Source organism: Bradyrhizobium sp. ma5 (assembly GCF_042258955.1).
GTDB lineage: Bacteria > Pseudomonadota > Alphaproteobacteria > Rhizobiales > Xanthobacteraceae > Bradyrhizobium.
Genome location: NZ_CP170156.1, coordinates 195797 through 220350 on the forward strand (window position 1 = coordinate 195797; position 24554 = coordinate 220350).

Genomic DNA, 24554 nt, shown 5'->3' on the forward strand with positions numbered 1-24554 from the left:
GGTGTTTTCTCGCGTCGTTCATGCTCGATTCATGTTCGCGAGTCGCGGCGTGCCGATGCGATTACTTGTCCGCGCGCAGCACTTTCTCGATCTCGGCCTTGAGCACGGTGTTGACGTTATCAGGCGTCACCGGTCCGACCAGCTTGTAGACGATCGTGCCTTCGCGTCCCACCAGGAAGGTCTCGGGCACGCCGTAGACGCCCCACTCGATGGAGGCGCGGCCGTTGCCGTCGACGCCGACGATGCCGAACGGATTGCCGTAGCGGCCGAGGAAGCGGCGCGCGTTCTCGGGCGAGTCCTTGTAGTTGATGCCGATGATCTGGAAGCGCTTGTCGCGGCCGAGCTCGGTCAGCAGCGGCGCTTCGTCATGGCAGGGCACACACCAGGACGCCCAGACGTTGACGATTGAGACCTTGCCCTTGAAGGCCGCGGGATCGAGGCCGGGGACGGGCGCGCCGTCCTTCACGAGGCCGTCGAGCGCGGGCAGCGCGGTCTGCGGCGCCGGCCGACCGATCAGCGCCGACGGAATTTTGGAGGGATCGCCGCCATAGAGCCGCAGCAGGAAAAGTCCGGCGAGCCCGAGGAAAACCACCAGCGGCAGCACCACCAGCAGGCGGCGGGCTTGCGGCGGACTGTTGGTCGCCTGATCGCTCATCGAATATCCGCCGCGCTGCGGCCGGAGCGGCGCGTGATGCCGCTGGCCTCGATCTCCTTCAGGCGCGCCTGTTGGCGGCGATAGTCGGCGGTGATCCAGACGATCAGGAGCAGCACGACCGCGGCGACCAGCGCATAGGACGTCACGATGAAAGAGGCGTAGGGACCAAGCGACATCGCGTCACGCCGCTCCAATTTCTTTTGGACCGGCGGCCGCTTCGCTAGTGAACGCGACGCGGCTGGCCTGCATCATCTGCAGGCTGCGCACGCGCCGGCGCAGGATCTCGTTGCGCATCGCCGCCAGATGCAAGGTGATGAAGAGCAGCGAAAACGCGATCGCCATCACCAGCAGCGGCCACAGGAACGCCTTGTCGAGCGTCGATCCGCCCATCCGAAGCACCGAGGACGGCTGATGCAGCGTGTTCCACCAGTCGACCGAGAACTTGATGATCGGGATGTTGATCGCGCCGACCAGGGTCAGGACCGCCGCCGCCCGCGCCGCGCGCGAAGGGTCCTCCACCGCGCGCCACAGCGCCATCAGGCCGAGATACATCAGGAACAGGATCAGCACCGAGGTCAGCCGCGCGTCCCACTCCCAATAGGTGCCCCACATCGGCCGGCCCCACAGCGAGCCGGTGACGAGCGCAAGGAAGGTGAAGGCGGCACCGATCGGAGCTGCGGCCTTCGCGGCGACGTCGGCGAGCGGATGCCGCCACACCAGCGTGCCGAGCGCGGCCACGCTCATGACGCCCCAGACGAACATCGACAGCCACGCATTCGGCACGTGGATGAACATGATCTTGACCGTGGCGCCCTGCTGGTAGTCGTCGGGCGCCATCGCCGACTGGTAGAGCCCGATCGCGAGCAGGATCGCGGTCACGCCAGCGAGCCACGGCAGGATCCGCGCGGTCAGCGCCAGAAACCTGGTCGGATTGGCGAGGTCGTTCAGCGTCTCAGTCAGCTTCATGGCACCCTGATAGTCGCCCAATGTGTCGCAAGCAATTGGCCGAACCGCTCTCGGCGAGATTTGATCGAGGCCATTTCAGTCCAGCCCGTGCCGCAGGCTCGCGGCGGCGGCAAACGGGCCGATCACGAGGCTGGCAAGCGACAGCGCGCAGAGGATCGAGAACGGTGTTCCAAAGGACAGGGGACCCGAGATCGCCGCTTGGGAGGCTGCGACGCCGAAGATCAGCACCGGGATCGACAGCGGCAGCACCAGCACCGCGAGCAGCAGCCCGCCGCGATGCAGCGTCACCGCCAGGGCCGCGCCGATCATGCCGGTGAAGGTCAGCGCCGGTGTTCCCGCCAGCAGGGTCGCCGCGACCGCAAGGGTTGCCGTGCCGTCGAGATTGAGCAGCAGGCCGAGCACCGGGGTTGCGATGATCAGCGGCAGCCCCGCGGCGATCCAATGCGCCAGCGCCTTGGCCGCGCAGGCGAGTTCCAGCGGCGTCCGGCTCATCACGATCAGATCGAGCGAGCCGTCCTCGTGATCGGCCGTGAACAGCCGGTCGAGGGTGAGCAGACTCGCCAGCAGCGCGCCGAGCCACAGGATGGCGGGGCCGAGCCGCGACAGCAGCGCCAGATCGGGCCCGACCGCGAACGGCATCAGCACGGTGACGGTGAGGAAGAACAGCACCCCGATCAGCGCCCCGCCGCCGACGCGCAGCGCGATGCGGATGTCGCGGCGGATCAATGCAGCCAGCGCGCTCATGCCGCGCCTCTGCTGTAGTTGCCGTGTGAGTCGCTGTCTTGCTGCGCAAACGGTGCGCTCCCTCCCCCCTTGTGGGGGAGGGTTGGGGAGGGGGGTGGCCCAGGGCGAGACGTTCGAAGGGGATGTCGCTTTCGCAATCTAGGTCTTATGTCGTGGAGAGATTGTTGGAGAGCGCACGCCGTGTGGCACCCCCCTCCCTGACCATCCCCCACAAGGGGGGAGGGAACGGAGAGAGCTGCGCACGGCGGCGAGTGATAGAACAGCGCGCTCATGCCGCGCCTCCCATCCGCAAATCGCGCGCATCGATGCCGAGCGGCAGATGCGTCGCCGCGACGATCAGGCCGCCGCTTGCGAGATGGTCGCGCATCAGCCCCACGAACAGTGCCTGTCCGGGCGCATCGAGCGCCGATGTCGGCTCGTCCAGCAGCCAGACCGGCCGCCGCACCGAGAGCAGGCGGGCGATCGACAGGCGGCGGCGCTGGCCGGCCGAGAGGTAGGCCGCCGGCAGGTGCGCGGCATGGTCGAGCGCCACGGCAGCAAGGCAGCGGCCGGCATCCTCCGTCTCGCCGCCGAGGAATTCCCGCCAGAAGGAAAGATTTTCCGCGACGCTCAGCGCCGGCTTCAGCGCGTCGCGGTGGCCGAGATAGTGGGCCTGTTCGGGCAGGCTGAGTTCGGCGTCGCCGCCGTCAAGCGCGATCGACCCCTCGGCGGGAACCAGGAGCCCGGCGAGGACACGCAGCAGCGAGGTCTTGCCCGCGCCGTTGGGCCCGGTGACGGCAAGCGCCTCGCCGGCCGTGGCCGACAGATCGAGGCCAGCAAACACCTCGCGTCCGCCGCGCACGCATTTCAGATTTCGTCCCGAGAGCCGCATGGTTCGTTGTGTCACAGCCCTCTGAAATCTTTCGCTACCGCGTGAGAATTTTTGGGTCGCGCAACGCTGTCGCACGCTTGTCGGTGTGGCGGTGCTTCTAGAAAGGTTCTATAAGCCCGGAACTTGATGCAGCACACACAATCGGCGGCCGCAAGCCATCCAGGCCATCCCCTCGGCCCATGTCGGTCGCCGGTGTTTAGTTACCCTTGCCGGGTATAACTGAGAATTGGGATCCTCCGCATGACCTCACTCGACAGCTTCAAATGCCGCAAGACCATGAAGGTCGGCGGCAAGTCCTACGTCTATTACAGCCTGCCCCAGGCAGAGAAGAACGGACTGAAGGGTATTTCGAAGCTGCCGTATTCGATGAAGGTTCTGCTCGAGAACCTGCTCCGCAACGAGGACGGCCGCACTGTCAAGAAGGAAGACATCGTTGCGGTGTCGAAGTGGCTGAAGAAGCGCCAGCTCGAGCACGAAATCGCGTTCCGCCCGGCGCGCGTCCTGATGCAGGATTTCACCGGCGTTCCGGCCGTGGTCGATCTCGCGGCGATGCGCAACGCGATGCAGAATCTCGGCGGCGACGCCGAGAAGATCAACCCGCTGGTGCCGGTCGATCTCGTCATCGACCATTCGGTGATCGTCAACTTCTTCGGTGACAACAAGGCGTTCGCGAAGAACGTCACCGAGGAATACAAGCAGAACCAGGAGCGCTACGAGTTCCTGAAGTGGGGCCAGAAGGCGTTCTCGAACTTCTCGGTGGTGCCGCCCGGCACCGGCATCTGCCACCAGGTCAATCTCGAATATCTCGCCCAGACGGTGTGGACCAAGAAGGAGAAGATGACGGTCGGCAAGAAGACCGGCACCTTCGAGGTCGCTTATCCGGACTCGCTGGTCGGCACCGACTCGCACACCACGATGGTCAACGGCCTCGCCGTGCTCGGCTGGGGCGTCGGCGGCATCGAGGCGGAAGCCTGCATGCTCGGCCAGCCGCTGTCGATGCTGCTGCCGGAAGTGGTCGGCTTCAAGCTCAAGGGCCAGCTCAAGGAAGGCGTCACCGCGACCGACCTCGTGCTGACAGTCACCCAGATGCTGCGCAAGCTCGGCGTGGTCGGCAAGTTCGTCGAGTTCTTCGGCCCGGGCCTCGATTTCCTGTCGGTCGCGGACAAGGCGACGATCGGCAACATGGCGCCCGAATACGGCGCGACCTGCGGCTTCTTCCCGGTCGATGCCGCGACCATCGATTACCTGAAGACCTCGGGCCGCAAGGCCGATCGCGTCAAGCTGGTGCAGGCCTATGCCAAGGCGCAGGGCCTGTTCCGTACCGCCAAGTCGGCCGATCCGGTGTTCACCACCACGCTGACGCTCGATCTCGCCGACGTCGTGCCGTCGATGGCCGGACCGAAGCGCCCCGAGGGCCGCATCGCGCTGCCGGCCGTGTCGACCGGTTTCGCGACCGCGCTGGTCGGCGAATACAAGAAGCCCGAGGGTGAGACGAAGCGCTTCGCGGTAGAGGGCCGCAATTTCGATCTCGGCCATGGCGACGTCGTGATCGCCGCGATCACCTCCTGCACCAACACCTCGAACCCGAGCGTGCTGATCGGCGCCGGGCTGCTGGCGCGCAAGGCGGCCGCCAAGGGTCTGAAGGCAAAGCCGTGGGTGAAGACCTCGCTCGCGCCGGGCAGCCAAGTGGTGGCGGAATATCTCGCCAATTCCGGCCTGCAGGCCGATCTCGACAAGGTCGGCTTCAACCTGGTCGGCTTCGGCTGCACCACCTGCATCGGCAATTCCGGCCCGCTGCCGGAAGACATCTCGAAGTCGATCAACGACAACGGCATCGTCGCCGCCGCCGTGCTGTCGGGCAACCGCAACTTCGAAGGCCGCGTCTCGCCGGACGTGCAGGCGAACTACCTCGCCTCGCCGCCGCTGGTGGTTGCGCATGCGCTTGCCGGCACCGTGACCAAGGATCTCGCAGTCGAGCCGATCGGCATCGGCAAGGACGGCAAGCCGGTGTTCCTGAAGGACATCTGGCCGACCACCAAGGAGATCAACGCCTTCATGAAGAAGTACGTCACCGCGACGATCTTCAAGAAGAAGTATGCCGACGTGTTCAAGGGCGACACCAACTGGCGCAAGATCAAGACCACGGAAAGCGAGACCTATCGCTGGAACATGAGCTCGACCTATGTGCAGAACCCGCCTTACTTCGAAGGCATGAAGAAGCAGCCGGACCCGGTCGTCGACGTGGTCGACGCGCGGATCCTCGCGATGTTCGGCGACAAGATCACCACCGACCACATCTCGCCGGCCGGTTCGATCAAGCTGACCTCGCCCGCCGGCAGGTTCCTCAGCGAGCACCAGGTGCGCCCCGCCGACTTCAACCAGTACGGCACGCGGCGCGGCAACCATGAAGTGATGATGCGCGGCACCTTCGCCAACATCCGCATCAAGAACTTCATGCTGAAGGGCGCCGACGGCAATATTCCGGAAGGCGGTCTCACCAAGCACTGGCCCGACGGCGCGCAGATGTCGATCTACGACGCGGCGATGAAGTACCAGCAGGAGAACGTGCCGCTGGTGGTGTTCGCCGGTGCCGAATACGGCAACGGCTCGTCGCGCGACTGGGCTGCGAAGGGCACTCGCCTGCTCGGCGTGCGCGCGGTGATCTGCCAGAGCTTCGAGCGCATCCACCGCTCCAACCTGGTCGGCATGGGCGTGCTTCCGCTCACCTTCCAGGACGGCACCTCGTGGTCCTCGCTCGGCCTCAAGGGCGACGAGAAGGTCACGATCCGCGGGCTGCAGGGCGATTTGAAGCCGCGGCAGACGCTGACGGCCGAGATCGTCTCCGCCGACGGCGGCAAGCGGGATGTCCCGCTGCTCTGCCGCATCGATACGCTGGACGAGCTCGATTACTATCGCAACGGCGGCATCCTGCATTACGTGCTGCGCAAACTCGCGGCCTAGGCCTTTGTTTGAGCATGGTCTCCGCGCAAACGCCTTGCGTTTGTCGCGGGGAAAACCGCTTCACACTTTTCCGGACCATGCTCTTGCGCGGATTTGTGATCGGTGCCTCACTGCTTAGTGAGTAGCGGCTAAAAAGAAGGCGGCCTATGACAGGGCCGCTTTCTCGCGTTTTGGGGCACGCAAGTTCAGGGACAGACTTCATGCTCCGTACAATTACGGATAGAAATCATCACGACTGGTTCGCAGTATGACAGCGATGATGGCCTATAATTCTATCTCGCGATGGTCCAGCGCCCTCGGTTTCTGCGCGATCGTCGCTATCATCCGCCCCGCTCACGCCGACCCGCGTGCTGTCGTCGAGCTCTTCACCTCGCAGGGATGCTCCTCCTGTCCGCCCGCGGACAAGATCATCGGGGAGCTCGCGAAGGACCCCAACGTCATCGCGCTAAGCATGCCGATCGACTATTGGGACTATCTCGGCTGGAAGGACACGCTGGCCGATTCCCGTTTCAGCGCGCGCCAGAAGGCTTATTCGCACATGCGCGGCGATCGCGACGTCTACACGCCGCAGGCCGTGATCAACGGCTCCATGCATGTGATCGGCAGCGACCGTGCCAGCATCGAGAGCGCCATCAAGGACACCGAGAAGAGCGGCAACGTGATGTCGGTGCCGGTGACGATGACGCTGAGCGGCAAGCAGATCAACGTGTCGGTCGCCGCGTCGAAATCGCCCGCAGTGTCGCGCGGTGAAGTCTGGATCTGCTCGATCTCGAAGTCGGTGCCGATCTCGATCTCGCGCGGCGAGAATCGCGGCCACGAGATCACGTACCACAACGTGGTGCGCAATCTCCTGAAGGTCGGTGACTGGAACGGCTCGTCCGGGAGCTGGACCGTGCCGCTGGAGAACATCACGCGCGATGGCGTCGATGCCGCGGCCGTCTACGTCCAGGACGGCAACCGCGACAAGCCGGGCCCGATGCTGGGCGCCGCATTCACCTCGCTTCACTAGCACTCCGCGGCGCGCGCGGGCGTCAGTCGCGTCGTTGGGCCGCACGCATGTAGTCGTGCAGCTCCGCGCGTCGGCAAGCGTGCATCCACTGATTTGCTGAAAGCAAAGCGCCGAGGCTTCACGCGCGCGTCTCGATCGCGCGTGATCGAGCAGGGCTCCAAAAACAAAAAGGACCAACTTTCGTTGGCCCAGTGTTGGGATTTGATTCCCCTGCGAACAGGCCCGATCCCGACGGCCCCGGGGGGCTGGGGGCTGAGGAATCCGGAACCGAAAGGACCGGGCCAACGCAGGATTTTCTTTTCGCAGGGCAGCGGGGCGGGCGATGGGCGGAAGTGGGGCAGCAATATGATTCCTCTAACGTTCCCGTGACTCTTCGGTTTTCCGGACAATCCGTCACGCCTGACCGTGGTTAAGGGCTGGTTGCGTTGCGAATGGCCCCTTGCGGCGTTCTGCGCTTAGCGCAATCATGTCACTCACGTGACGATCCCGAAGTGGGGGCACCGGCCTTCGGAACCCGATCGTCACCGGGATAACAGGAGGCGCTCGATGAGTCTGAACTCGGAGGACACTGATCCGAGTGGGAATCGTGCCGCGGCGCGTCCCGCCGCCGCGACCCCTCAGCCCAACCGCGTGACATTCAATCGACTTGAGCTCAACCGCATTCTCAATCTCTACGGCCGCATGGTTGCCGATGGCGAGTGGCGCGATTATGCGATCGACTTCCTCAAGGACCGCGCCGTGTTCTCAGTGTTCCGGCGCGCATCCGAAGTGCCGATCTACCGGATCGAGAAGGATCCCCGGCTGGCGCGCAAGCAGGGCATGTACAGCGTGATTTCGGCGACCGGCCTGATCCTGCGTCGCGGCCACGAACTCGAACGGGTGCTGTTCGTGATCGATCGCAAGCTGTCGCTGGTGTAGGCGCGGCAACTCGGCGCTTCGCTCATCCGGGCTACAGATCGGGGTATATCCAACCCGTCTAATCCGCCGGCACCGTCGCCGCGCCTTCGCCGAGCGCGCGCTGCATCAGCACGGTGTCGAGCCAGCGGCCGAATTTCAGGCCGACATTCGGGAGCGTCCCGATCATCTGAAAGCCGCAGCGGCGGTGCAGGCCGATTGAGCCGGCATTGGCCTGGTCCCCGATCACCGCGATCATCTGGCGGAAGCCGCGTCCGTCGCATTCGGCGATCAGACGCTCCATCAGCCTGAGGCCGATGCCGCGGCGATGGACCGTGGGATCCAGATAGACCGAGTTCTCGACCGTGAAGCGATAGGCCGGCCGCGGCCGGTAGGGGCCGGCATAGGCGTAGCCGGCGACGCGGCCGTCGAGCACGGCGACGAAATAGGGGAAGTCGCCATCGATCAGCACCCGGTAGCGGCGGGTCATCTCGGCAAGGTCGGGCGGGATCAGCTCGAAGGTCGCGGTGCCGAAGCGCACCGCATGCTCATAGATCGCGGTGATGGAGGGCAGGTCCGCCTCGGCGGTCGGCCTGATTTCCGGATCGGGCAGAGCTGGTGTGGACATGCCGCAAGCGTATTTTTGCCCTGCGCAAAAGAAAAGCCCCGGCCTTGCGGCCGGGGGCTTGAATTACAAGGCTTGGATCGATCGGTTCGCTCGAGGCGCTTAGTCGCGCTGGCCGAGCAGCTGCAGCAGCAGCGTGAACAGGTTGATGAAGTTCAGGTAGAGCGACAGCGCACCAGTGATTGCCGCACGCTCTGCCGCCACGCCACCCTGCGAGGCGTAGCCGTAGATGTAGTCGTTCTTCAGCCGCTGGGTGTCCCAGGCGGTGAGGCCCGCGAACACCAGCACGCCGACCACCGAGACGATGAACTGCAGCGCCGAGCTCGCCAGGAACAGGTTGACCAGGCTCGCGATGATGATGCCGATCAGACCCATGAACAGGAACGAGCCCATGCCGCTCATGTCACGCTTGGTGGTGTAGCCGTAGAGGCTCAGCGCACCGAACGTCGCCGCGGTGATGAAGAACACGCGCACGATCGAGGTGTGCGTGTACACCAGGAAGATCGACGACAGCGACAGGCCCATCAGCGCCGAGAACACCCAGAACAGCAGCTGGGCGGTCGCAGGCTGCAGGCGGTTGATGCCGGCCGAGATGACGAACACCATCGCCAGAGGGGCGAGGATGAACAGCCACTTCAGCGGGCTCACGAACATCGCATAGCCGAACTGCGTCAGATAGGCGTTGCCGAACTTGGCGACGGCGGCGGACTGATCGCTGGTCACCGCACCCATGTAGACACCGAGCGCGGCCAAGCCGGTGATGGCGAGGCCGATGCTCATGTAGTTGTAGATGCGCAGCATGTAGGCGCGCAGACCGGCGTCGACGGCCGCAGCGTCAATGCGCCCGGCGGCCCGGCCGAAAGGAGAAGCGTAGTTACGGTCTAGGTCCGACATGGTCGAATTCCCGTGGTTGGTCCCGGTGGAGCGCAAGGGATTTGCGGCGCCGGTTCTAAATCTATCTCAGATGGCTCGGTTTGCGGAACATTAATTGCGTGTCATTCAAACCGACTATCCGACCCGAGTGGTATGTGGGAAATTAACACATCCGACGCAAGCTTCCACGCGCGGCCGAATGTCGCTCTAGCCTAGCATTTGTAGGCAAAACGGCGCTGCCGCCGCTACAAATTGTCACAAATTCCGCAGCACCGAGGCCGGCTTCTGGTTCAGCGCGAGCAGCGTTCCCGCCAGCCCCAATCCGACGGTGACGACCAGCGCGGCGACCACGACCAGCGCTGCGCTGCCGGCCTGCCAGATGAAACTCAGCGTCATCAGCCGCGTCACGATCAGCCAGGCCGCGACCGAACCGGCGATCACCCCGAAGATTGCGGTTGCAAAGCCGATCATCAGATACTCCAGCGCGTAGGCGCCGAGCAATCGCACCCGGGTGGCGCCGAGCGTCTTGAGGATCACGGCGTCATAGACGCGGTGGCGGTGGCCGGCGGCGAGCGCGCCGCCCAGCACCAGGATCGCCGAGATCAGCGTCACGGCGCTGGCGCCGCGGATCGCCAGCACCAGATTGCTGACCACGGCGCCGACCGTTTCCAGCGCCTCGCGGACCCGGACGCTGGTCACCATCGGGAACGCGTCGGCGACCTGCTTGATGATACGCGCATCATCGGTGGCGCCGGCATGGGGTTCCGTCAGGGTCGCGACGTGGCTATGCGGGGCGCCCTTGAAGGCATTCGGCGAGAACACCAGCACGAAGTTGATGCCGAGGCCCTGCCAGTCGATGTTGCGCAGATTGGCGATCTTGGCCGGAACATCGCGGCCGAGCACATTGACCACGATCTCGTCGCCGATCTTCAAGGACAGGCCGTCGGCGATCTTCTTCTCCATCGAGACCAGCGGAGGTCCGCTGTAGTCCGGTCCCCACCATTCGCCCTCGACGATCTTCGAGCCCTTGGGAACTTCGCCCGTGTAGGTCAGGCCGCGGTCGCTTTGCAGCACCCATTCCGAATCGACCGACGGCTTGAGCTGGTCGGCCTTGACGCCGCGCGCCGCGACGATGCGCCCGCGCAGCATCGCCACGTCCTCGATGGTCGAGTCCGGAGCGATCTGCTTGAGGAAAGCACCAAAGCGGTCGGCTTCGGTGGAGGGGATGTCGATGAAGAAGAACGACGGCGCCCGTTCCGGCAATGCGGCCAGGAATTGCCGGCGCAGATTGCCGTCGATCTGGGTGATGGTGACGAGCACCGCGAGTCCGAGGCCCAGCGACAGCACCACCGACGGCGTCAGCGCGCCCGGCCGGTGGATGTTGGCAATTGCGAGCCGCAGCATGGTGATGCGGCTGCGGGGCAGCCGCCGCGCCACCGCCATCAGGATTTCGGCGATTCCGCGCAGCAGCAGGAACACCGCGATCGACGAGGCAACGAACACGGTGGCGACCCGCTTGTCATAGGCGAGCCCGATCGCAACCCCGATCAGGAGCGCGACCACCACGGCCATCAGCGCCAGATAGCTCCAGCGCGGGCGATGCCACTCGCTGGCGACGGTCTCGCGGAACAGCGCGGCGACCGGCACGTCGTGGACCCGGCCGAGCGGCCACAGCCCGAACGCCAGCGCGGTGAGCTGGCCGTAGAGGAAGGAGAGCGCGAGCTCGTCGGGATGCAGCGCCGGCACCACCGGCAGCGGCAGCACCTTGCCGAACAGGCCGACGATGACGAAAGGCAGCGCGGCGCCGAGCACCAGCCCGATCACCGAACCGATCCCGGCCAGCACCACCACCTGCGTGCAGTAGATCGTGAAGACGTCGCGGCCGGTGGCGCCGAGTGCCTTGAACGAGGCGATGACGTCGCGGCGCCGGTCGATATGGCTCTTCACCGCGTTGGCGACGCCGACGCCGCCGACCAAGAGTGCGGCGAGGCCGACCAGGGTCAGGAACTGGGTGAAGCGGTTGATGGTGCGCTCAAGCTGCGGCGAGGCGTTGTTGCGGCTGCGGACCTCCCAGCCGGCCTCCGGCGCGGCAGCCCGCGCGCCGTCGATCAGCGCGGTGGTGGCGCGATCGTCGTTGGCGCCGTCGGGCAGCTTCACCCGGTAGATCCAGCGTACCAGGCTGCCCGGCTGCAACAGGTCGGTGGCGCGCAAGCTCGCTTCGCTGATCAGGAAGCGCGGGCCGAGGCCGACGCCGCCGGCGAGCTTGTCGGGCTCGGCCGCCACCACGCTGCGGATCTGGTAGGTCGCGCTGCCGATGCTGACGCGGTCGCCGAGCTTCAGGTCGAGCCGCGCGAGCAGCGTTGAATCGGCGGCCGCGCCATAGACGCCGTCGCGTTCGGCCAGCAGATCGGCGACCGGCATGTTCGGCTCGAGCGTCAGCTCGCCGAGCATCGGATATCTGCCGTCGACCGCCTTGAGCTCGACCAGCGCCAGCTTGCCGTCACCGCTGCGGGCCATCGCGCGCAGCGTGGCCGCCACCGAAACCTCGCCGCGGGTGCGCAGATACGCGACCTCCTCGGGCTTGGCCTCGCGCGAGATCAGCGAGAATGCGACGTCGCCGCCGAGCAGCGTGCGGCCCTCGCGCGACAGGCCGTCGCCGAGGCTCGCGGCGACCGAGCCGACGCCGGCAATCGCCATCACGCCGAGCGCGATGCAGGCGATGAACACATAGAACCCGCGCAGGCCGCCGCGCAGTTCTCGCAGCGCGTAACGGAAGGCAAGCGACGATGCGCGCCCTTGCACCGCGACTTCGGACGCAATGCTCATGTCGTGGCAAAGCTCATGTGGTTGATTGTCCGTCGATGCGGCCGGAGCGCAGCCGCACCACACGATCGCAGCGCTGCGCCAGCGAGAGGTCGTGCGTCACCAGCACCAGCGTCATGCCGCGCTCGGCGTGCTTGGTGAAGAGCAGATCGATGATCTGCTTTCCGGTCGTCTCGTCGAGATTTCCGGTCGGCTCGTCGGCAACCAGGATGGTCGGATCGGGTGCGAGCGCACGCGCGATCGCGACGCGCTGCTGCTCGCCGCCGGAAAGCTGCGTCGGATAGTGATGCAGCCGTTCGCCGAGCCCGACCGATTGCAGCTCCTGCGCGGCGCGCGCGGCGGCATCGGGATTGCCGGCGAGCTCGAGCGGCACGGCGACGTTCTCCAGTGCCGTCATGGTCGGGATCAGATGGAACGACTGGAACACGATGCCGACCTGGCGGCCGCGGAAGCGCGCCAGCGCATCTTCGTCGAGGGCATTGAACGACGTGCCGTCGACGACCACTTCTCCGCTGTCAGGACGTTCAAGCCCCGCCATCACCATCAGCAAGGTCGACTTGCCCGAACCCGACGGGCCGATCAGGCCGATGGCCTCACCCGCTGCCACACGAAGGCTGATATCTTTGAGGATATGGACCCGTGCCGCACCGGTGCCGAGCGAGAGATTGACGTTCCTGACGGCAATGGTGTCCGGCTCGACGTCGGTCAGTGAAGAGGATTCGATGAGACTGTCCATGGTTCGGTCATATGGCACTTCAGCTGCTGCGGTCGAGGGCCGTTTGAGAATCTTCGTGCACATACTCGTGTTGCTTATGGGCTTGATGACGGCGGCAAGTGCGCAGACGCCAAGTCTGGAGAAAGCTCCGGAGAATGCCCCGGCGCAAGGTTCGGCGAAACCGATCAAAATGGTGGTTCTGGGCGATTCCCTGAGCGCCGGTTACGGCCTTCCGGCCGCGGCGGCATTTCCGGTCCGGCTGCAAAAAGCCTTGGAAGCCAAGGGGATAAAGGTCGAGATGACCAATGCCGGGGTGTCCGGCGACACCGCCTCAGGGGGCCGCGAGCGGCTCGACTGGTCGGTGGCCGATGGAACTGCCGCCGTGATCGTCGAGCTCGGCGCCAACGATGCGCTGCGCGGCATCGATCCCGCGGTGACGCGTGCCGCGCTCACCGACATCATCACAAAGTTGCAGGCGCGCAAGATCGCCGTGCTCTTGTGCGGCATGCTCGCGCCGCCGAACTATGGCAGCGAGTATGCAGCGAAGTTCAACGCGATCTATCCGGATCTGTCGAAATCGCTTGGCGTGCCGCTCTATCCGTTCTTCCTCGATGGCGTGGCTGCCGATGCCAAGCTCAATCAGGCCGACGGCATGCATCCGACGGCGGAAGGTGTGGACATCGTCGTGAAGAATATCCTGCCCACGGTGGAGGCATTTCTCGGCGCAATATCAGGGCAGCGCAGTTGAAACGCAGGCAGCGGGCCGTGTTGTGCCCGTAGGTTTACGAGCTGTTAACGGGTCATGCTTCGCAGAGTCACATATCTCGGGTACAAATAGGCATCGGTGATTCGTCACCGGGCTGTTACAGGGCCGGGCTCCCAAAACCCGCGCCAAGCATCGAGGATTAATGCGATGCCGCGTCTGTTCACTGGACTGGAAATTCCGGCCGAGATCGGCCAGACACTTTCCAATTTGCGTGGCGGCCTTCCCGGCGCACGCTGGATCGATCCCGAAAATTATCACGTCACTCTGCGCTTCATCGGCGATATCGATGGCCTCTGGGCCAACGAGATCGCGACGATGCTGTTTCGGGTGAACCGAAAACCGTTCGAGGTCAAATTGCAGGGCCTGTCGAGCTTCGGTGGACGCAAGCCGCGTGCGGTGGTTGCCGCCGTCGAGCCCAGTCGGCCGCTGATCGAACTGCAGGCCGAACTCGAGCGGATGATGCAGCGGATGGGGCTCAATCCCGAGGGCAGGAAATTCACGCCCCATGTCACGCTGGCGCGTCTGCATGACGCGTCGAGCCAGGACGTTGCGGATTATCTGTCGGTGCGCGGCTACTTCCCGAGCCGCAGCTTCATGGCAGACCGCTTCGTGCTGTTCTCGTCGCGCGCGTCGACGGGCGGCGGCCCCTACGTGGTCGAGGATGCCTACGCGCTCTGCGCGTAAGGCATCGCGGATCACGGCTTGAGGTGTCGGGCAGCGGCTGGTGCGGTCGGCCGTGGTATGCAAGGGCTTGCGCTTGCATACCCACCTGCCTTGCATACCCACTGGCCCAATTCACGGCTTGCAATTTTCCGCGCACTAGGGCCGTAAGGTGGGCCCATGCTGTCCACCTCGCCGAGTTCCTTTCTCGAACACTACAACGCCCTGGTCGCCTCCGGCGCGATCGAGGCCGATCCCGCGCAGGCCCGCGCCGCCGAAGCGTTCGGCGCGCTGGACGAGCGGCTCGCGAGCTACAAGCCGCAACGCAAGCAGAGCCTGCTCGGACGGCTGTTCGGCGGCGACAAGGACGACAAGCCGCCGCGCGGCCTCTACGTCCATGGCGAGGTCGGCCGCGGCAAGACCATGCTGATGGACCTGTTCTTCCAGCAGAGCCCGGTCGAGCACAAGCGCCGCGCGCACTTCCACGAATTCATGGCCGAGGCGCATGAGCGCATCTATGGCTACCGCCAGCAGATCGCGCGCGGCGAGATCGCAGACGGTGACGTGATCGCGCTCACCGCGCAGGCGATCTTCGACGAAGCCTGGCTGCTCTGCTTCGACGAATTCCACGTCACCGACATCGCGGATGCGATGATCCTCGGACGGCTGTTCGCAAAGCTGTTCGATCTCGGCACCGTCGTGGTCGCGACCTCGAACGTCGCGCCTGACGATCTCTACAAGGGTGGCCTCAATCGCGCGCTGTTCCTGCCGTTCATCGCACAGATCACCGACCACATGGATGTGCTGCGGCTCGATGCGCGCACCGACTTCCGGCTCGAGAAGCTCGTCGGCGTGAAGATGTGGCTGGTGCCCGCCGATGACGCGGCTCGCGATGTGCTCAATGCGGCGTGGCGCAAGATGACCGGCAACGCGCCGTGCAAGGCGCGCCTTATCGAGATCAAAAAGCGTTTGCTGACTGTGCCGTGCTCGTCGCATGGCGTCGCGCGCTTCAGCTTCGCCGATCTTTGCGAGAAGCCGCTTGCCGCGTCCGATTACCTCAGGCTCGCGCACGACTACCACACGATCCTGATCGACCATATTCCCGTGATGGACTACGCCGAGCGCAACGCTGCCAAGCGCTTCATCTCGCTGATCGACACGCTCTATGACAATGCCGTGAAGCTGATGGCCTCGGCCGAGGCCGATCCGGTGTCGTTGTACCTTGCGGAAGACGGCATCGAGGCGATGGAGTTCAAGCGCACGTCCTCGCGCTTGATTGAGATGAGCTCGGAATCCTATCTGGCGCTGCCGCACGGCCGCAAGGACTCCTCGGCCAGCGGCTCCTCGACCGGCCTGGTCGAAACCTGAAATCCAGTCTCGAAATTCGGTCTTGAAATTGGTCTTGCGCGCGGTCCGGATCGGAGCAACTTTTCGTGTCTCCGGGCGGATGTTGCTGGCATGCCTGACCGAATTGCAGGCACGGCCCGCAATCGGGCAGGCCGCGACTTGAATGGATCATTCGAAAGGGATAACCACCCTTGCAACCGACTTCCCTCCCTCCTGCACCAGTTCAAAGGACTGATTTCCCATGGCACGCGACAAGATTGCTCTGATTGGCTCCGGACAGATCGGCGGAACGCTGGCGCACCTGGTTGGCCTCAAGGAACTCGGAGACGTCGTGCTGTTCGATATCGCCGAGGGCGTGCCGCAGGGCAAAGCGCTCGACATCGCGCAGTCGTCGCCGGTCGACGGCTTCGACTCCAATCTGGTCGGCGCCAACTCCTATGAAGCGCTCGACGGCGCCAAGGTCTGCATCGTCACCGCGGGCGTGCCGCGCAAGCCTGGCATGAGCCGCGACGATCTGCTGTCGATCAACCTCAAGGTCATGGAGCAGGTCGGCGCCGGCATCAAGAAGTACGCGCCCGACGCCTTCGTCATCTGCATCACCAATCCGCTGGACGCGATGGTCTGGGCGCTGCAGAAGGCTTCCGGCCTGCCGCACAAGAAGGTGGTCGGCATGGCCGGCGTGCTCGACTCCGCGCGCTTCCGCTATTTCCTGGCTGACGAATTCAACGTCTCGGTCGAGGACGTCACCGCCTTCGTGCTCGGCGGCCACGGCGACACCATGGTGCCGCTGACCCGCTACTCGACCGTCGCCGGCATTCCGCTGCCCGACCTCGTCAAGATGGGCTGGACCTCGCAGGCCCGCATCGACGAGATCGTCGACCGTACTCGCAACGGCGGCGCCGAGATCGTCAACCTGCTCAAGACCGGCTCGGCCTTTTACGCGCCGGCGGCATCCGCGATCCAGATGGCCGAGAGCTATCTGAAGGACAAGAAGCGCGTGCTGCCCTGCGCCGCCTATCTCAACGGCGAGTACGGCGTGAAGGACATGTATGTCGGCGTGCCCACCGTGATCGGCTCCAAGGGTATCGAGCGCATCGTCGAGATCGAGCTCGCCGGCAAGGACCGTGAAGCCTTCGACAAGTCGGTTGCCTCGGTGCAGGGCCTGGTCGACGCCTGCAAGAAGATCGCCCCCGATCTGCTCGGCAAGTAATCTCAATCGGCAATGGCCCGATAGGCGACTTCTATCGCCTGTCGGGCGCAAGATGATGAAATTCCGGCGAATTTTGTAGTTGCGCGAGTCTTGGTATATGGTATGCCAGTCTCAAGGCTGACCTAAAGGGTCGCCGCACGAGGGTTTGGGAGCGTCTTTCCATGAATATCCACGAATACCAGGCCAAGGCTCTGCTGCACGAATTCGGCGTGCCGATCTCGCGCGGCGTTCCGGTGCTGAAGCCCGAAGATGCCGACGCGGCGGCCAAGCAGCTCCCCGGCCCGATCTGGGTGGTGAAGAGCCAGATCCATGCCGGCGGTCGCGGCAAGGGCAAGTTCAAGGAGGCATCGGCCGGCGACAAGGGCGGTGTCCGCATCGCCAAGTCGGTTGCCGAGGTCGACGAATTCGCCAAGCAGATGCTCGGCGCGACGCTGGTCACGGTGCAGACCGGCCCGCACGGCAAGCAGGTCAATCGCCTCTACATCGAGGAAGGCTCCGACATCGACAAGGAGTTCTATCTCTCGATCCTGGTCAATCGCGAGACCTCCGAGATCTCCTTCGTGGTGTCGACCGAAGGCGGCGTCAACATCGAGGACGTCGCGCACTCGACCCCGGAAAAGATCGTCTCGTTCTCGGTCGATCCCGCCACCGGCATCATGGCTCACCACGGCCGCACGGTCGCCGAGGCGCTGAAGCTGAAGGGCGATCTCGCCAAGCAGGCCGAGAAGCTGACCGGTCAGCTCTATGCCGCGTTCGCCGCCAAGGACATGGCGATGCTCGAGATTAATCCGCTGGTCGTCACCAAGCAGGGCCAGCTCCGCGTGCTCGACGCCAAGGTGTCGTTCGACAGCAACGCGCTCTACCGGCACCCGGACGTGGTCGCGCTGCGCGACGAGTCCGAGGAGGACGCCAAGGAGATCGAGGCGTCGAAATACGACCTCAACTATGTCGCGCTCGACGGCACGATCGGCTGCATGGTCAACGGCGCCGGCCTCGCCATGGCGACGATGGACATCATCAAGCTCTACGGCATGGAGCCGGCGAACTTCCTCGACGTCGGCGGCGGCGCCAGCGCGGAGAAGGTTGCGGCTGCGTTCAAGATCATCACCGCCGATCCGAATGTGAGGGGCATCCTGGTCAACATCTTCGGCGGCATCATGAAGTGCGACGTGATCGCCGAGGGCGTGGTCGCCGCGGTGAAGCAGGTCGGCCTCAAGGTGCCGCTCGTGGTGCGCCTCGAAGGCACCAATGTCGAGCAGGGCAAGAAGATCATCCGCGACAGCGGTCTCAACGTGGTGCCCGCCGACAATCTCGATGACGCCGCACAGAAGATCGTGAAAGCCGTCAAGGGAGGCTAACGATGGCCGATCATCTCGACGCTCCGACCCCGCTGGACGAACACCGCAAGCTCGCGGTTTTCGCGGGCGAGTGGAACGGCGACGAGATGGTCTATCCGTCGCGCTGGACCGCAGGCGGTCCGGCCACTTCCCATGTCGTTGCGCGCATCGCGCTCAACGGTTTCTACCTGATCCAGGACTGCGTGCAGACCCGTGATGGCAAGGAGAGCTTCGCCACCCACGGCGTCTTCACCTACGACCGCGAGGATCGCGCCTACCGATTGTTCTGGCACGATTCACTCGGCTACTACCCGCCGTCGCCGGCGTCCGGCGGCTGGGCGGGCAAGTCGCTGATCCTGGTGCGCGGCTCGCTGCGCGGCAATGCCCGTCACGTCTACGAGGTCGTCGACGACAACACCTACAACATGAAGATCCAATTCTCGCCTGACGCGGAAGGGTGGGCCGACGTGCTCACTGGCGTGTACCGGCGTATCCACTGAACCCTTCACCGATCGTCTCGCGAAAGCATCTCGAACCATGTCCATTCTGATCGACAAGAACACCAAGGTCATCTGCCAGGGCTTCACCGGCAAGAACGGCACGTTCCATTCGGAAGCGGCGATCGCTTACGGCACCAAGATGGTCGGTGGCGTGGCGCCGGGCAAAGGCGGTCAGACGCATCTCAATCTGCCGGTGTTCGACACCGTCGCGGACGCGCGTGCGAAGACCGGCGCCGACGCCAGCGTGGTCTATGTCCCGCCGCCGGGCGCCGCCGACGCGATCTGCGAGGCGATCGACGCCGAGATCCCGCTGATCGTCTGCATCACCGAGGGCATTCCGGTGCTTGACATGGTGCGCGTCAAGCGCTCGCTGTCGGGCTCGAAGTCGCGGCTGATCGGGCCAAATTGCCCGGGCGTGATGACCGCCGGCGAGTGCAAGATCGGCATCATGCCGGCCAACATCTTCAAGCCCGGCTCGGTCGGCATCGTCTCCCGCTCCGGCACCCTGACCTATGAAGCGGTGTTCCAGACCACCCAGGAGGGCCTCGGCCAGACCACCGCGGTCGGCATCGGCGGCGATCCGGTCAAGGGCACCGAGTTCATCGACGTGCTGGAGATGTTCCTGGCCGACGAGAAGACCAAGTCGATCGTCATGATCGGCGAGATCGGCGGTTCCGCCGAAGAGGATGCCGCCCAGTTCCTCAAGGACGAGGCCAAGCGCGGCCGCAAGAAGCCGATGGTCGGATTCATCGCCGGTGTTACCGCACCTCCCGGCCGCCGCATGGGTCATGCCGGCGCGATTATCTCCGGTGGCAAGGGCGATGCCGGTTCCAAGACCGCGGCGATGGAAGCCGCCGGTATCAAGGTGTCGCCGTCGCCGGCGCGGCTCGGGCACACCCTCGCCGAGATGCTGAAGTAACCTCCGTCAGGCGAAGTTCCCTTCGCGCTTTGGCGTGATTTTGGGCGGGTTCTCCTCGGGGAACCCGCCTTTTTATTGCGTTCTGTCGCCAGAACGCTGATCAATAAAATATGAAAATAAGTTCATTTCTTGGTTCTTTTAGGCAGGAATATCGCGCCTAGATAGGGTAAAGGGTATCTATCCAGCCGGCGCACTTCCAGACCGGCATCAGCGCCGTCTCCTACGCGCGAACCGAAAAAAATCACCAGGACTGCCCCATGTCTCGCCAAGACGCGAATGCTGCTTTTGCTCTCTCATCATTCCTGCAGGGCACCAACGCCGCCTACATCGACGATCTCTATGCCCGCTACGAGCAGGACCCGTCGTCGGTCGACGGCGAATGGCAGGATTTCTTCAAAAGCCTGAAGGACGCCCCGGCCGACGTCCAGAAGAACGCCGAGGGTGCCTCGTGGGGCCGTGCCAACTGGCCGGTGACGCCGCGTGACGAGCTGACCTCGGCGCTCGACGGCAATTGGGCCCAGGTCGAGAAGGCGGTCGGCACCAAGCTCGCCGCCAAGGCGCAGGTCAAGGGCGCCGAACTGTCCGACGCCGACGTGCATCAGGCGACCCGCGATTCGGTTCGCGCGCTGATGCTGATCCGCGCCTACCGCATGCGCGGCCATTTCCACGCCAAGCTCGATCCGCTCGGCATCGAGGCGCCGCGCGACCGCGAGGAGCTCGATCCGCGCTCCTACGGCTTCAGCGAGGCCGACTTCGATCGCAAGATCTTCCTCGACCACGTGCTCGGCCTCGAATACGGCACGCTGCGCGAGATCGTCCAGATCTGTGAGCGCACCTACTGCCAGACGCTCGGCGTCGAGTTCATGCACATCTCCAACGCCGCGCAGAAGGCGTGGATCCAGGAGCGCATCGAAGGTCCGGACAAGGAGATCAGCTTCACGCCCGAGGGACGCCGTGCGATCCTCAACAAGCTGATCGAGGCCGACGGCTTCGAGAAGTTCTGCGACACCAAGTTCACCGGCACCAAGCGCTTCGGTCTCGACGGCGGCGAATCGCTGATCCCGGCGCTCGAGCAGATCATCAAGCGCGGCGGCAATCTCGGCGTGAAGGAGATCGTCGTCGGCATGCCGCATCGCGGCCGCCTCAACGTGCTGACCCAGGTGATGGGCAAGCCGCACCGCGCGCTGTTCCATGAATTCAAGGGTGGTTCGGCCAATCCGGACTCGGTCGAAGGCTCCGGCGACGTCAAGTATCACCTCGGCGCGTCATCGGACCGCGAGTTCGACGGCAACAACATCCATCTGTCGCTGACCGCAAATCCGTCGCATCTCGAGATCGTCGATCCGGTTGTGATGGGCAAGGTGCGCGCCAAGCAGGATCAGCACGGCGATCCGCCGGATATGCGCATCTCGGTGCTGCCGCTCCTGATGCACGGCGACGCGGCGTTCGCGGGCCAGGGCGTGGTGGCGGAATGCTTCAGCCTGTCCGACCTGAAGGGCTACCGCACCGGCGGTTCGCTGCACTTCATCGTCAACAACCAGATCGGCTTCACCACCTATCCGCGCTACTCGCGCTCGTCGCCCTATCCGTCCGACGTCGCGAAGATGATCGACGCGCCGATCTTCCACGTGAATGGCGACGATCCGGAGGCCGTCGTGTTCGCGGCCAAGGTCGCGATCGAGTTCCGGCAGAAATTCCACAAGCCGGTCGTCATCGACATGTTCTGCTACCGGCGTCACGGTCACAACGAGGGCGATGAGCCGGCGTTCACCCAGCCGGTGATGTACAAGAAGATCGCCTCGCATCCGTCGACGCTGGAGATCTACGCCAAGCGGCTGGTCGCCGACGGCGTATTGACCGAGGGCGAGGTCGAGAAGGCCAAGGCCGATTGGCGCGCACGGCTCGATGCCGAGCTCGAAGCCGGCTCAGGCTACAAGCCGAACAAGGCCGACTGGCTCGACGGCAAATGGGCCGGCTTCAAGTCGGCCGATCAGGAAGAAGACGCCCGCCGCGGCGTCACCGGTGTCGATGTCGCCGTGCTCAAGGAGATCGGCCGCAAGATCACCAAGGTGCCGGACGGCTTCCGCGCCCACCGCACCATTCAGCGCTTCCTCGACAATCGCGCCAAGGCGATCGACACCGGCGTCGGCATCGACTGGGCGACCGGCGAGGCGCTGGCGTTCTGCACGCTGCTGCAGGAGGGCCATCATGTGCGCCTGTCCGGCCAGGATTCCGAGCGCGGCACCTTCTCGCAGCGCCATTCGGTCCTGATCGACCAGGAGGACGAGAGCCGCTACACGCCGTTCAACCATCTCGGCGGCGAGGACACCGGCCACTACGAGGTCATCAACTCGCTGCTGTCGGAAGAGGCGGTACTCGGCTTCGAGTATGGCTACTCGCTGGCCGAGCCGAATGCGCTGACGCTCTGGGAAGCCCAGTTCGGCGACTTCGCTAATGGTGCGCAGGTGGTGTTCGACCAGTTCATCTCCTCGGGCGAACGCAAATGGCTGCGCATGTCGGGCCTCGTCTGCCTGCTGCCGCATGGCTACGAGGGGCAGGGACCGGAGCACTCCTCCGCGCGCCTCGAGCGTTATTTGCAGATGTGCGCCGAGGACAACATGCAGGTGGTCAATCCGACCACGCCGGCAAACTACTTCCACGTGCTGCGGCGCCAGCTGCATCGCGAAATCCGCAAGCCGCTGATCCTGATGACGCCGAAGTCGCTGCTGCGCCACAAGCGCGCCGTGTCGCGGCTCGACGAGCTCGGCAAGAACGCCACCTTCCACCGCATCCTGTACGATGACGCGCAGATGCTGCCGGACGAGAAGATCAAGCTGGTGCCGGACGACAAGATCCGTCGCGTCGTGCTCTGCTCCGGCAAGGTCTATTACGACCTGTACGAGGAGCGCGAGAAGCGCGGCGTCGACGACATCTATCTGATGCGCATCGAGCAGCTGTATCCGGTGCCGCTGAAGGCGCTGGTGCAGGAGCTCGGCCGCTTCAAGGCGGCCGAGGTGGTCTGGTGCCAGGAAGAGCCCCGCAACATGGGCTCCTGGCACTTCATCGAGCCCTATCTGGAATGGGTGCTGAACCAGACCAACGCCGCCAACAAGCGTCCGCGCTATGCCGGCCGTCCGGCATCGGCGGCGACCGCCACCGGTTTGATGTCGAAACATCTGGCGCAGCTCAAGGCGCTGCTCGACGACGCACTGAACTAACGGCCTTCACTGAAGCCATGCCCCGCTCTGTGCGCAATTGCGCACTGGAGCGGGGCATCCGGTATCCCGCGTCATCCAGCCTCACCGCTGTCGTCACGGAGTACCGGATCGTTCGCTTTGGCGAAGGGTGGCTGGACCAAATTTTCGACCGCAAGGTTATCGAGGAAAAGATCATGACTGAAATTCGCGTTCCAACGCTCGGTGAATCCGTGACTGAGGCCACGATCGGCCGCTGGTTCAAGAAGGCCGGTGAGGCCGTCGCGGTGGACGAGCCGTTGGTGGAGCTGGAGACCGACAAGGTCACCATCGAGGTGCCCGCGCCGGTCGCCGGCACGCTCGGCGAGATCATCGCCAAGGATGGCGAGACCGTCGCCGTCGGCGCGCTGCTCGGCCAGATCAATGACGGCGCGGCGCCGGCCAAGTCGGCTGCTGCCGCCGCTCCGGCCAAGGCTGCCGCTGCGGCCCCTGCCGCCGCTCCCGCGCCGGCCCCTGCCGCGCCCAAGGTGCCGCCGACCGATGCGCCGCTCGCGCCTTCGGTGCGCAAGCTGTCCGCCGAAAGCGGCGTCGACGCCTCCACCGTTCCGGGCTCGGGCAAGGATGGCCGCGTCACCAAGGGCGACATGCTGGCCGCGATCGAGAAGGCCGCCTCGGCGCCGACCCCGGTCAACCAGCCCGCCGCCGCCGTGCAGGTTCGCGCGCCGTCGCCGGCGGACGATGCCGCGCGCGAGGAGCGCGTGAAGATGACCCGGCTGCGCCAGACCATCGCGCGCCGCCTCAAGGACGTGCAGAACACCGCCGCGATGCTGACGACCTTCAACGAGGTCGACATGACCGAGGTGATGAAGCTGCGCGCCCTCTACAAGGATACGTTCGAGAAGAAGCACGGATCGAAGCTCGGCTTCATGGGCTTCTTCACCAAGGCGGTGGTGCAGGGGCTGAAGGACATTCCGGCCGTCAACGCCGAGATCGACGGCTCCGACCTGATCTACAAGAACTACTATCATATCGGCGTTGCGGTCGGCACCGACCGCGGCCTGGTGGTGCCGGTGGTGCGCGACTGTGACCACAAGTCGATCGCCGAGATCGAGAAGTCGATCGCCGACTACGGCCGCCGCGCCCGCGACGGTCAACTCAAGATCGACGAGATGCAGGGCGGCACCTTCACCATCACCAATGGCGGCATCTACGGCTCGCTGATGTCGACGCCGATCCTCAACGCGCCGCAGTCCGGCATCCTCGGCATGCACAAGATCCAGGAGCGGCCGATGGTGGTCGGCGGCAAGATCGAGGTGCGGCCGATGATGTATCTGGCGCTGTCCTACGATCACCGCGTCATCGACGGCAAGGAAGCGGTCACCTTCCTGGTGCGGGTCAAGGAGAGCCTGGAAGATCCGGCCCGCCTGGTGCTGGATCTCTAAGGTCATGTCGCGCGCGGCGTCCGATCGGTTCGGGCGTCGCGAT

The 24554-nt window shown here is 64.8% G+C and carries 21 protein-coding genes; 12 read left to right on the plus strand and 9 right to left on the minus strand.

Annotated elements, in window-relative coordinates; genetic code table 11:
* Window positions 1–61: 61 nt before the first annotated feature.
* The 5 genes from ACE103_RS00965 to ccmA form a co-directional block, all read right to left on the minus strand.
* Entirely contained in the window at window positions 62–655 is a 594-nt protein-coding gene (locus tag ACE103_RS00965) for a DsbE family thiol:disulfide interchange protein (protein ID WP_375777981.1), read from the minus strand.
* Window positions 652–831 (minus strand): heme exporter protein CcmD, encoded by a 180-nt coding sequence (gene ccmD, locus ACE103_RS00970; protein WP_223977703.1) that lies wholly within the window; start codon window positions 829–831, stop codon window positions 652–654. Before ccmD ends, ACE103_RS00965 begins: the two co-directional genes overlap by 4 nt.
* A 4-nt stretch (window positions 832–835) precedes the next feature.
* Entirely contained in the window at window positions 836–1621 is a 786-nt protein-coding gene (locus ACE103_RS00975; RefSeq protein ID WP_375777982.1) for a heme ABC transporter permease, read from the minus strand.
* A gap of 75 nt (window positions 1622–1696) precedes the next feature.
* Entirely contained in the window at window positions 1697–2365 is a 669-nt protein-coding gene (ccmB, locus tag ACE103_RS00980; protein WP_375777983.1) for a heme exporter protein CcmB, read from the minus strand.
* A 268-nt stretch (window positions 2366–2633) separates the two neighbouring features.
* On the minus strand, window positions 2634–3236 hold the full coding sequence (gene ccmA / locus ACE103_RS00985; protein ID WP_375781299.1) for a heme ABC exporter ATP-binding protein CcmA: 603 nt from the start codon (window positions 3234–3236) through the stop codon (window positions 2634–2636).
* 240 nt (window positions 3237–3476) lie between these two features.
* Between ccmA and acnA the strand changes: the two genes are divergently transcribed.
* The 3 genes from acnA (at window position 3477) to ACE103_RS01000 (ending at window position 8124) form a co-directional block, all read left to right on the plus strand.
* The gene (gene acnA, locus ACE103_RS00990) at window positions 3477–6197 is read left to right on the plus strand and encodes an aconitate hydratase AcnA (RefSeq protein WP_375777984.1); all 2721 of its coding nucleotides are present in this window, start codon (window positions 3477–3479) and stop codon (window positions 6195–6197) included.
* Window positions 6198–6444: 247 nt separating this feature from the next.
* On the plus strand, window positions 6445–7206 hold the full coding sequence (locus ACE103_RS00995; protein WP_223977712.1) for a thioredoxin family protein: 762 nt from the start codon (window positions 6445–6447) through the stop codon (window positions 7204–7206).
* A 546-nt stretch (window positions 7207–7752) separates the two neighbouring features.
* Window positions 7753–8124 carry a DUF2794 domain-containing protein gene (locus ACE103_RS01000; protein WP_223977714.1) on the plus strand — a complete coding sequence of 124 codons (372 nt, stop codon included), beginning with the start codon at window positions 7753–7755 and terminating at the stop codon, window positions 8122–8124.
* Between the two features lie 58 nt (window positions 8125–8182).
* Here the strand turns inward: ACE103_RS01000 and ACE103_RS01005 are convergent, their stop codons facing one another.
* From ACE103_RS01005 to ACE103_RS01020, 4 genes are all read right to left on the minus strand, one after another.
* Window positions 8183–8713 (minus strand): GNAT family N-acetyltransferase, encoded by a 531-nt coding sequence (locus ACE103_RS01005; protein WP_375781300.1) that lies wholly within the window; start codon window positions 8711–8713, stop codon window positions 8183–8185.
* Between the two features lie 114 nt (window positions 8714–8827).
* A complete protein-coding gene (locus tag ACE103_RS01010) occupies window positions 8828–9619 on the minus strand; it encodes a Bax inhibitor-1/YccA family protein (RefSeq protein WP_375777985.1) in 792 nt (263 codons plus the stop codon).
* 234 nt (window positions 9620–9853) lie between these two features.
* Window positions 9854–12424, minus strand: a complete 2571-nt coding sequence (locus ACE103_RS01015; RefSeq protein WP_375777986.1) for an ABC transporter permease — start codon at window positions 12422–12424, stop codon at window positions 9854–9856.
* Window positions 12425–12437: 13 nt separating this feature from the next.
* Entirely contained in the window at window positions 12438–13157 is a 720-nt protein-coding gene (locus ACE103_RS01020; protein WP_223977718.1) for an ABC transporter ATP-binding protein, read from the minus strand.
* 55 nt (window positions 13158–13212) lie between these two features.
* On the opposite strand from ACE103_RS01020, the gene ACE103_RS01025 reads away from it, so the two are divergent.
* The 9 genes from ACE103_RS01025 to odhB all read left to right on the plus strand — a co-directional run bounded on the left by ACE103_RS01025 (window position 13213) and on the right by odhB (window position 24511).
* Window positions 13213–13884 carry an arylesterase gene (locus ACE103_RS01025; RefSeq protein WP_375781301.1) on the plus strand — a complete coding sequence of 224 codons (672 nt, stop codon included), beginning with the start codon at window positions 13213–13215 and terminating at the stop codon, window positions 13882–13884.
* Window positions 13885–14049: 165 nt separating this feature from the next.
* Window positions 14050–14586, plus strand: coding sequence for an RNA 2',3'-cyclic phosphodiesterase (gene thpR / locus ACE103_RS01030; protein WP_223977720.1), 537 nt, complete (start codon window positions 14050–14052; stop codon window positions 14584–14586).
* Window positions 14587–14742: 156 nt separating this feature from the next.
* Entirely contained in the window at window positions 14743–15930 is a 1188-nt protein-coding gene (zapE, locus tag ACE103_RS01035) for a cell division protein ZapE (RefSeq protein ID WP_375777987.1), read from the plus strand.
* A gap of 220 nt (window positions 15931–16150) precedes the next feature.
* Window positions 16151–17119: a malate dehydrogenase gene (mdh, locus tag ACE103_RS01040; protein WP_223977725.1), complete on the plus strand. Its 969-nt coding sequence runs from the start codon at window positions 16151–16153 to the stop codon at window positions 17117–17119.
* A gap of 161 nt (window positions 17120–17280) precedes the next feature.
* Window positions 17281–18477, plus strand: a complete 1197-nt coding sequence (sucC, locus tag ACE103_RS01045; protein WP_375777988.1) for an ADP-forming succinate--CoA ligase subunit beta — start codon at window positions 17281–17283, stop codon at window positions 18475–18477.
* Between the two features lie 2 nt (window positions 18478–18479).
* Complete coding sequence (locus ACE103_RS01050) at window positions 18480–18956, plus strand: DUF1579 family protein (protein WP_092121609.1); 477 nt, start codon at window positions 18480–18482, stop codon at window positions 18954–18956.
* Window positions 18957–18993: 37 nt separating this feature from the next.
* Window positions 18994–19875: a succinate--CoA ligase subunit alpha gene (gene sucD / locus ACE103_RS01055; protein ID WP_375777989.1), complete on the plus strand. Its 882-nt coding sequence runs from the start codon at window positions 18994–18996 to the stop codon at window positions 19873–19875.
* 257 nt (window positions 19876–20132) lie between these two features.
* Window positions 20133–23093 (plus strand): 2-oxoglutarate dehydrogenase E1 component, encoded by a 2961-nt coding sequence (locus tag ACE103_RS01060; RefSeq protein WP_375777990.1) that lies wholly within the window; start codon window positions 20133–20135, stop codon window positions 23091–23093.
* Between the two features lie 173 nt (window positions 23094–23266).
* A complete protein-coding gene (odhB, locus tag ACE103_RS01065) occupies window positions 23267–24511 on the plus strand; it encodes a 2-oxoglutarate dehydrogenase complex dihydrolipoyllysine-residue succinyltransferase (RefSeq protein WP_375777991.1) in 1245 nt (414 codons plus the stop codon).
* Window positions 24512–24554 lie beyond the last annotated feature (43 nt).

What these genes read in the sequence shown, in the direction of transcription:
- ACE103_RS00965 (WP_375777981.1), bottom strand. Translation starts at nt 655, where the DNA reads ATGAGCGATCAGGCGACCAACAGTCCGCCGCAAGCCCGCCGCCTGCTG.
- ccmD (WP_223977703.1), bottom strand. Translation starts at nt 831, where the DNA reads ATGTCGCTTGGTCCCTACGCCTCTTTCATCGTGACGTCCTATGCGCTG.
- ACE103_RS00975 (WP_375777982.1), bottom strand. Translation starts at nt 1,621, where the DNA reads ATGAAGCTGACTGAGACGCTGAACGACCTCGCCAATCCGACCAGGTTT.
- ccmB (WP_375777983.1), bottom strand. Translation starts at nt 2,365, where the DNA reads ATGAGCGCGCTGGCTGCATTGATCCGCCGCGACATCCGCATCGCGCTG.
- ccmA (WP_375781299.1), bottom strand. Translation starts at nt 3,236, where the DNA reads ATGCGGCTCTCGGGACGAAATCTGAAATGCGTGCGCGGCGGACGCGAG.
- acnA (WP_375777984.1), top strand. Translation starts at nt 3,477, where the DNA reads ATGACCTCACTCGACAGCTTCAAATGCCGCAAGACCATGAAGGTCGGC.
- ACE103_RS00995 (WP_223977712.1), top strand. Translation starts at nt 6,445, where the DNA reads ATGACAGCGATGATGGCCTATAATTCTATCTCGCGATGGTCCAGCGCC.
- ACE103_RS01000 (WP_223977714.1), top strand. Translation starts at nt 7,753, where the DNA reads ATGAGTCTGAACTCGGAGGACACTGATCCGAGTGGGAATCGTGCCGCG.
- ACE103_RS01010 (WP_375777985.1), bottom strand. Translation starts at nt 9,619, where the DNA reads ATGTCGGACCTAGACCGTAACTACGCTTCTCCTTTCGGCCGGGCCGCC.
- ACE103_RS01015 (WP_375777986.1), bottom strand. Translation starts at nt 12,424, where the DNA reads ATGAGCATTGCGTCCGAAGTCGCGGTGCAAGGGCGCGCATCGTCGCTT.
- ACE103_RS01020 (WP_223977718.1), bottom strand. Translation starts at nt 13,157, where the DNA reads ATGGACAGTCTCATCGAATCCTCTTCACTGACCGACGTCGAGCCGGAC.
- thpR (WP_223977720.1), top strand. Translation starts at nt 14,050, where the DNA reads ATGCCGCGTCTGTTCACTGGACTGGAAATTCCGGCCGAGATCGGCCAG.
- zapE (WP_375777987.1), top strand. Translation starts at nt 14,743, where the DNA reads ATGCTGTCCACCTCGCCGAGTTCCTTTCTCGAACACTACAACGCCCTG.
- mdh (WP_223977725.1), top strand. Translation starts at nt 16,151, where the DNA reads ATGGCACGCGACAAGATTGCTCTGATTGGCTCCGGACAGATCGGCGGA.
- sucC (WP_375777988.1), top strand. Translation starts at nt 17,281, where the DNA reads ATGAATATCCACGAATACCAGGCCAAGGCTCTGCTGCACGAATTCGGC.
- ACE103_RS01050 (WP_092121609.1), top strand. Translation starts at nt 18,480, where the DNA reads ATGGCCGATCATCTCGACGCTCCGACCCCGCTGGACGAACACCGCAAG.
- sucD (WP_375777989.1), top strand. Translation starts at nt 18,994, where the DNA reads ATGTCCATTCTGATCGACAAGAACACCAAGGTCATCTGCCAGGGCTTC.
- ACE103_RS01060 (WP_375777990.1), top strand. Translation starts at nt 20,133, where the DNA reads ATGTCTCGCCAAGACGCGAATGCTGCTTTTGCTCTCTCATCATTCCTG.
- odhB (WP_375777991.1), top strand. Translation starts at nt 23,267, where the DNA reads ATGACTGAAATTCGCGTTCCAACGCTCGGTGAATCCGTGACTGAGGCC.